Genomic DNA, 7721 nt, shown 5'->3' on the forward strand with positions numbered 1-7721 from the left:
GGCATGCGCACGTCGGCGGAGGGCGCGCTTCTCACCATGGTGATAGGCGGAAGACAGCGTCTGCTGCTCGGGTTCAGTGAGAGGGGAAACGAAGCGCCTTGCCATGGTTCCGTCCGTGTCAGGTATCCTACACACATTATGCACGAAAACTTTAGATTAGGCACTTATTCAAGTCAACACATGCAGCGTAAGATCCATCAACAGGATCGATTCCAGCTATCCAGCGTAGTTCACCATCATTGTTGAATAAGGCCATCATCTGGTAGTGCAAGTCATTGAATACGTCGCGACTGAAGTTGACACTTCCGTAGTTTGGATTTTTCCCTTGGATGAAGTCGTAGGTGTCATCCCAGTTCGCCCAGTCGCGGGCCTGTGCCAGTAAGAATTCCTTATTGTTGTTGACGGCGCTCTCTATGCGTTGCAGTACTGCGCTGGCCTCGATGGACTCCTCTTCCAGCAGGGCTGGCCTGACCACATATAAGCTGATAAGTACCAGTGCCAACATGGCAAATAACAACACACCGCTGAGCGCAAGCAGGAAGCGCGCACTCAGTGATGACGGGGAGGTGGGGAGCATGTCAATGATACCTTTGAGTAATAATGCATCTATTTTGCATTATATCGGCCGGGTATCGCCATGCTTGAGCATCCTTCCATTTTTTTATTAACATCAGATATTTCTAATTATTTGGGTGCCAGAAGCCCAGCAGGTTCATGGCGAGCGGTACGAGATCGCTGACAACGTGTAGTGTAGGGGGATTCTATCGCAGCGAAAGGGGGCTCGCTCGATGGCCAATAGCTGCCAGAATGGTACCTCTGTGCCAGGCCATGAACACATTCGCCGGCTGCGTAGGATGCTGCAGGGGCAGCCGGGCGCACTTTCATTCGGAGAATTGATATGTATCAATTCGCGTCGCGACCCTGGTCTTTAAACTAACAGGCTTGTTATCGGATAGCGTGCCGCCATGAGCCAGGATCTGCCCATCGACCGCATCATGCAGACCGGCCTGCTGACATGCCTGCGTGACACCCCCCTTTGTGATGCCGCCGCGCGGATGTCCGCGCGGCGCTGTAGTGCCATGCTGGTGATGGAGGAGGGGCATGCGGTCGGCATCTGGACCGAGCATGACTGCCTGAGTGTCGATTTCGATGATCCGAAGGCGCTACGCGTACCGATCGGCGAGGTGATGAGTCAGCCCGTGGCATCGCTGCCCTTGGGAACGTCGCTTGGTGAGGCGGCGTTGCGTTTCGCCAGCGAGCAGCGGCGCCACTTCCTTATCGTGGATGAGCAGGGGCGGCCTCAGGGCATCATCACCCAGACGGACGTGGCCCTGAACCAGGGTCTGGAACCCTACCTGCGCTTGCGAGAGGTAAGCGGGGCGATGCGCGCCCGGCCCTTGATACTGGCCTGCGACCTGAGCCTGGGCCAGGCGGTACGCCAGATGAAGCGCGGCGGCTGCGATGCAGCTGTGGTGGACTGTGGCGGGCGCGAGCTCGGCATCCTCACCGAGCGCGACATGGTGCGCTTCGTCGCGCGCCATCCGGGCGACACCCCGATCGGTGAGCTGGCTAGCCGACCATTGTTGACCGTGGCTGAGAGCGATCCACTGATCCATGCCCGCGACCTGCTGATCGACCATCGTGTACGTCATCTCGCCGTGCTGGATCAGCAGGGTGAAGTCGTGGGGTTGCTGGGCTTCCGCGACATGCTGGCTGGCGCCGAGCATCTCTACTTCGAGGATCTGCGCCACGCCCTTGAGCAGCGCGACCAGGCCCTGGCCCAGTCTCGGCACAACCTGCAGCTGGCCGAGCGCGTGATCGACTCCTCGCTCGAGGGCATCATCATCACCGATGCCAAGGCGTGCATCGAATTCGTCAACCCGGCCTTTACCCACATGACCGGCTATACCCTGGAGGAGGCGGTGGGGCGCACGCCCGCCATGCTCTCCTCGGGGCGCCAGGATGCCACCTTCTATCGCGAGATGTGGGGCATCCTGCGCGCGCATGGCTACTGGCGGGGCGAGATCTGGAACCGCCGCAAGAGTGGCGAGCTCTATCTGGAGTTGCTGACCATCACCGCCATCTACGGGGACGCGGGCGAAGTCACCAACTACGCCGCCCTGTTCAACGACATCACCCATATTCGCGAGAACGAGGAGCGGGTCAAGCGGCTGGCCTACTACGACCCGCTTACCGGTTTACCCAACCGGCGCCTGCTGGATGACCGCCTTGAGCTGGCAATCCGCCATGCCCATCGCCAGGGGAAGCGCCTGGCGGTGATCTTCATCGACCTCGACCACTTCAAGCAGGTCAACGACGCCCTGGGGCATGCCGCCGGCGACGAGCTGCTGCTCAATGTCTCACGGCGCTTGCGCTCACACCTGCGCGAGGACGATACCCTGGCGCGGCTCAGCGGTGACGAGTTCATCGTGCTGCTAAACGAGGTCGAAGAGCTCGATGAGGTGACTCGGGTGGCACGTCGGCTGATCGACTCAGTGAGTGCGCCGTTCGACATCGAGGGGCAGGTATTTCGGGTCGGCTGTAGCCTGGGTATCGGCCTCTACCCAGACGACGCTGCCACGCCGGCAGGCCTGGTGCGCTGTGCCGATTCGGCGATGTATCAGGCAAAGCAGGAGGGGCGCAACACCTACCGCCTGTTCCGTTCCGAAATGCACCAGCAGGACGCCGACCGCCTGCGGCTGGAAACTGCCCTGCGCGACACCGCCGAGACCGGCGAGGGGCTGGAGGTGTATTTCCAGCCGCTGATCCACCGCGATACAGGCGAGGTCCACGGCGCCGAGGCACTGCTGCGCTGGCACCACCCGGAGCTGGGCACCGTCTCGCCGGGAGAGTTCATCCCGCTGGCGGAACGCTCGGGACTGATCCTGCCCATCGGCGAGCGGCTGTTGCATCTCGTGGCCAGCCAGCTGCGCGAGTGGCTAGAGGCCGGCTTCTCCCCGCCGCGCGTGGCGGTCAATCTCTCGGCGCGGGAGTTCTGGCAGGCTGACCTGGTGAACCGTGTGCGGCACCTCTATCACGACTATGACTTGCCGGCCGGCCAGATCGGTTTCGAGCTCACCGAGAGCGTGCTGCTGGACAAGCAGCAGAAGGCCGTGGCGATCCTCGAGGGGCTACGTGACCTGGGGTGCCGGTTAGCTATCGACGACTTCGGCACCGGCTACTCATCACTGAGCTACCTGCAGGAGCTGCCTGTTACCACCATCAAGATCGATCGCAGCTTTATCCAGGGCCTGAGCCAGAGCCGCGGTAGTGCGGCCATCGTCGCGGGGGTCACCGGCATGGCCAAGGAGCTGGGGCTGAGGGTGGTGGCCGAAGGCGTCGAGACCCAGGAGCAGCTCGATGCGCTATCGCGCTATCACGTCAACCTGATCCAGGGGTTCTTCACCGGTCGCCCGGTGCCGGCGGCCATCTTTGCCGAGCGCTACCTCATCCGCTCCGTTATGGCCTGATGGACTGAGCCTGATGGTTTGGGGGCAGCCTCACACCATGTCCACGCCGTTGCGCCCCCGGGCCTTGGCCTGATAACTGGCGGCGTCGGCCCGAGCGATCACCGCCTCAACACTCTTGTCGTCGGCATGGAACTGGCTGACCCCGAGACTCGCCGTTACCCGCCAGATATGACCATCCTGCTCGACGCTCTGGGTCTCCACGCGCTCGCGCAAAGCCTCTGCAATGGTCATGGCCTGGTGGATGCCGCAACCATTGAGCAGCAGGGCAAACTCGTCGCCACCCTGGCGTGCGGCATGGTCACTCGAGCGCGTTACCGTGCGCATCGCCCCTGCCACGCGCTTGAGCATCTCATCGCCCAGGGCGTGGCCGCCCTGATCATTGACTGGCTTGAAGTGGTCGAGGTCGAACAGCACCAGCGTGCCCGGGGTGCCCGCCTTCTCCCAGTCAGCGAAGGCATCCTCCAGGCGGCGCTCGAAGCCGCGGCGGTTGAGCAGCCCGGTCAGCGGGTCATGTTCGGCCTCCCAGCGGCGCAGGGCATCGTCGTGGCGGCGCTGGGTGATATCGCGCACCGAACCTACCAGGCCAATGAAGTCGCCACCGACATGCACGGCGCTGGCGTGCACGTCGAGCCAACGCTCTGCACCTTGCTCGTCCAGGTAGCGGAACTGGCGCTCGAAGTCGTGGTGGTGGGCCAGACTTTCCCGCCAGGCCGCCATCACCGGCGCCTTATCTGCCGCATGCAGATGGTTCGCCAGCTGGCTGACCGGTGCGGGTGGCGTAATATGCAGTATCGCTTCCAGTGCCGAGTTGACGAAGGTAACCCGTCCTTCGGTATCGGTCACGAACATCGCCTGGGGAGAGGCAGCCAGGATGCCGCGTAGCACCGCTTCGCGCTGGTAAAGGTGGTTTAGGGTGTCGCGTCGATCGCTCTCGACCTCGTTGAAAGTGTCGATGACCTGGCGCAGCTCGTTCATGCGGGTCGGGATGCCCAGCGAGTGGCGCTGTCCCTGCTTCAGCTCGCTGATCTGCTGGCCAAGGCGCGAGAGCGGCCGCAGGGCCAACCAGATCAGCAGGGCGATGATCGGCAGCAGCAGCCCCAGGGCCCACCAGGCGCGATGACCGACCCGCTCGATCAATCGGGCCAGCGGGTCGTAGGCCTGCTCCAGCGGCAGGTAGACACCCACTACCCAGTCTGCCGGCCAGATCTGGCGATAGGCCTTGAGCACTTCGTCATCCGTTGCCTCGACTTCGCCTTCCCAGCCGTCCAGTGCCAGATCGAGCCAGGGGTCGGCCTGCCGATTGACGCTGGTGATGGCTTGTCTCTCGCGGGGCTGGTAGAGCCGCAGCCCCGAGGCGCTGGTGATGGAGACATATCCATCGTCGCCAAGCCGTAGCCGTTCGAACCCTTCGAACAGCTCACTGCGCGCGATATCCACCAGTCCGCCCAGGAACCCGGTATAGCGACCACGCGCGTCGCGCAACGGGACCAGCATCATTACCCTCGGGCTGCCGCTGATACGGCCGATGAATGGCTCGGAGACGTGTGGGCGCTGTATCGCATGCATGAAGCGGGCGTAGGGGCGATCGCCGACGAGGGTGCCAGTGCGACCTTGAGATAGTGGCCATTCATCGATCACCCGGCTGCCGGTATCCACCAGCAGCAGGCCGTTAAAGAGTCCGTCCAGCTCATGGGGTGCCTGGCGTGAGAGGGCACCCTGTGAGGGGGTGGGGAGCTGTCTTGCCAGCCGTTCAAGTGCATCCAGGCGCAGAGTTACCTGCTGGGTGATCTGATTTCGGATCAGCTCCGCCTCGTAACGCAGGTGCATGCGATTGGTCTCGCCGACCAGCAGGGTGCCGGACTGCCAGCCGAAGGTGAGCAGTGTCAGGCATAGCAGGCTCCACAGCACGACTGCGCCGAGCAGCAGTCGGCCGCGCAACGACAGCAGCAGGCGCATCAGGCTAAGGGGGAAGGAGCCAAGCAGGGAGAGGGCGGCAGAGCCGGACGGTTTGGAGCGATGGGTCGACATTGCACCCATCTTGCCAGCGCTGTGGGCTCCCTCCAACCGACAGGGCGCCGCCGATCCTCAATCGGGCTTATGAGCGCGCGGGCCGCGTCTCGACTCAGCGCCGCAGGCCATCCAGAAAGCGCGTGACATCCAGCAGTTCGGGTTCCTGCCTGGCTGACAACTGGCGGGATGGTTCGGACTTCAGTGAGGGGCGTTCCGTCGCGGGGGCGGGAGCGCTCACTTGCAGGCCAGTGGCAACCAACGTCAGCTTCAGCTCGCCGCTCATCGCCATGTCGATGGCGGTGCCGGCCATCACCATCGCCTCCTCGCTGGCGAAGCCGGCCACCAGCGAACCAATCTCGTTGAACTCCTCAAGGGTCAGGTCCGGCCCGGCGGTGACACTGACCAGCACGCCGGCGGCTTCGGCCAGGTCGGTGGCCTCAAGCAGGGGGTGCTCGATGGCCGCTATGACTGCCTCCCGGGCGCGCGCTTCACCCTGGCCATAGCCGGTGCCGATGCGTGCCCGGCCGGGATGACGCATTACCGCCGCCACGTCGGCGAAGTCGACGTTGATCAGCCCCGGGCGGGTGATCACCTCGGCGATACCGGAGACCGCCTGGCGCAGTACCTCGTTGACCTCGGCGAAGGCGCGCATCATCGAGGCGTTGGGGCCAAGCGTCGGCAGCAGCCGGTCGTTGGGTACCACCACCAGGGAATCCACCACCTCGGCAAGGGCCTCAATGGCTTCGTTGGCCGCCTGGCTGCGTCGCGCCCCCTCGAAGGTGAAGGGGCGGGTCACCACCGCCACGGTGAGCAGACCCATCTCCCGGGCTTGGGCGGCGATCACTGGCGCCGCACCGCTGCCGGTACCACCCCCCATGCCGACCATCAGGAACAGCATGTCGCCGCCGGCCAGGCGAGCGCGCAACACCTCGCAGCTCTCCTCGGCAGCCTTGGCCCCGGTGGTCGGGTCACTGCCGGCGCCGAGCCCGCGGGTGGTCTGCTTGCCGATGGGCAGGGCCACCTCCTGGGGCAGGGCGCCCAGGGCCTGGCGGTCGGTGTTGGCGACGATGAAGTCCACGCCCGGCAGGTGGCTGTCGAGCAGGTAGCGGATGGCGTTGCCGCCGCCACCGCCCACGCCCATGACCTTGAGGCTGGCCGGGTACTCTTCGGGGGGGCTGAGCTCGTTCATGCATTTCCCTGCGTTGGTCATGAATTCTTCTACTGCCAAGGGTATCGGCGAGTAGGCGCTGCACTGAAGGGTGGGGGGTAAAGTCTCGGCCTGTATGGTCGATAGAAAGGCCACTGTCTGCGGCGCATGGCACCCGCGCGCTGCTCCCATTCGCTCCACCCACGAGTGACCTCATGTTTTCATCTCTGCGTTTTCGTCTGCTCATCGCCACCGTGGCGGTGATCATCCTCGCCCTGGTGCTCAACACTGCCGCCAGCTACCTCACCGTGAAGTCGCACAACGACGACCAGGTGGCCGGCAATCTGGCCGCAGTGGCCAGCGGCAACGCCCAGGCCATCGGCCAGTGGCTCGAGGCCCGTACCACCATGCTCGAGGCGTTGCCGGAGCCCGGCCCCGGCGGCGACCCGCTGTCCGCGCTCAAGCAGCTGGCCGCTTCCGGCAATTTCCAGATGGGCTATCTGGCGCGTGCCGCCGATGGCGACACCACCTTCTCCAACGGCTTCGAGGCGCCGGCGGACTTCGACCCCCGCGAGCGCCCCTGGTACCGCGCCGCGGTGGAAGCCGGCGAGCCCATCGTCACCTTGCCCTATGTTGATGTAGCCACTAACGAGCTGGTGGTGACCCTGGCCGCTCCAATCGAGAGAAATGGCCGGCTGCTCGGCGTGGTTGGTGGCGACGTCGGCATCGGCACCATCGTCGAAACGGTGGGCGCCATCGCTCCCACCCCGGCCAGCTTCGCCTTCCTGGCCGCCGCCGATGGCACCCTGATCGCCCACCCCGATCCGGAACTTACGCTTGCGCCGGTGTCTCGCCTGGGCGGCGCGCTCGACGCCGAACGTCTGGCCGCGCTCGCCGCCGCCGAGGCGCCCCAGGCGGTGACCCTCGGCGAGCAGTCTGTGCGGCTCTTCGCCGAGGCCATCCCCGGCACCGATTGGCAGCTGGTGGTGGCGCTGGATGACCATGAAGCCACCGCCGGCCTGCGCGGCGTGCTCTCGAGCTCGCTGGTCACCCTGCTGGTGGTGGCGCTGGGGGCGGTGCTGCTGCTGGGGGGG

At 64.6% G+C, this 7721-nt stretch carries 5 protein-coding genes and 1 pseudogene; 2 read left to right on the forward strand and 4 right to left on the reverse strand.

Going from position 1 to position 7721, the window contains the following annotated elements:
- Nucleotides 1-105, reverse strand: a pseudogene (locus SCI24_RS19795) (IS630 family transposase); the annotation flags it as partial.
- A 46-nt stretch (nt 106-151) separates the two neighbouring features.
- A complete protein-coding gene (locus tag SCI24_RS19800) occupies nt 152-577 on the reverse strand; it encodes a CHASE4 domain-containing protein (RefSeq protein ID WP_318727014.1) in 426 nt (141 codons plus the stop codon).
- Nucleotides 578-965: 388 nt separating this feature from the next.
- Here SCI24_RS19800 and SCI24_RS19805 point away from each other — a divergent pair, with 388 nt between their 5' ends.
- Complete coding sequence (locus SCI24_RS19805; RefSeq protein ID WP_318727015.1) at nt 966-3470, forward strand: EAL domain-containing protein; 2505 nt, start codon at nt 966-968, stop codon at nt 3468-3470.
- 30 nt (nt 3471-3500) lie between these two features.
- Here the strand turns inward: SCI24_RS19805 and SCI24_RS19810 are convergent, their stop codons facing one another.
- A complete protein-coding gene (locus tag SCI24_RS19810; protein ID WP_318727016.1) occupies nt 3501-5498 on the reverse strand; it encodes a diguanylate cyclase in 1998 nt (665 codons plus the stop codon).
- Between the two features lie 94 nt (nt 5499-5592).
- A complete protein-coding gene (ftsZ, locus tag SCI24_RS19815) occupies nt 5593-6669 on the reverse strand; it encodes a cell division protein FtsZ (protein ID WP_318727017.1) in 1077 nt (358 codons plus the stop codon).
- 173 nt (nt 6670-6842) lie between these two features.
- Between ftsZ and SCI24_RS19820 the strand changes: the two genes are divergently transcribed.
- A partial coding sequence (locus tag SCI24_RS19820; RefSeq protein ID WP_318727018.1) for a cache domain-containing protein occupies nt 6843-7721 on the forward strand: 879 nt, incomplete at its 3' end.

Source organism: Halomonas sp. (assembly GCF_033549285.1).
In the GTDB taxonomy this organism is placed as follows: Bacteria; Pseudomonadota; Gammaproteobacteria; order Pseudomonadales; family Halomonadaceae; genus Halomonas.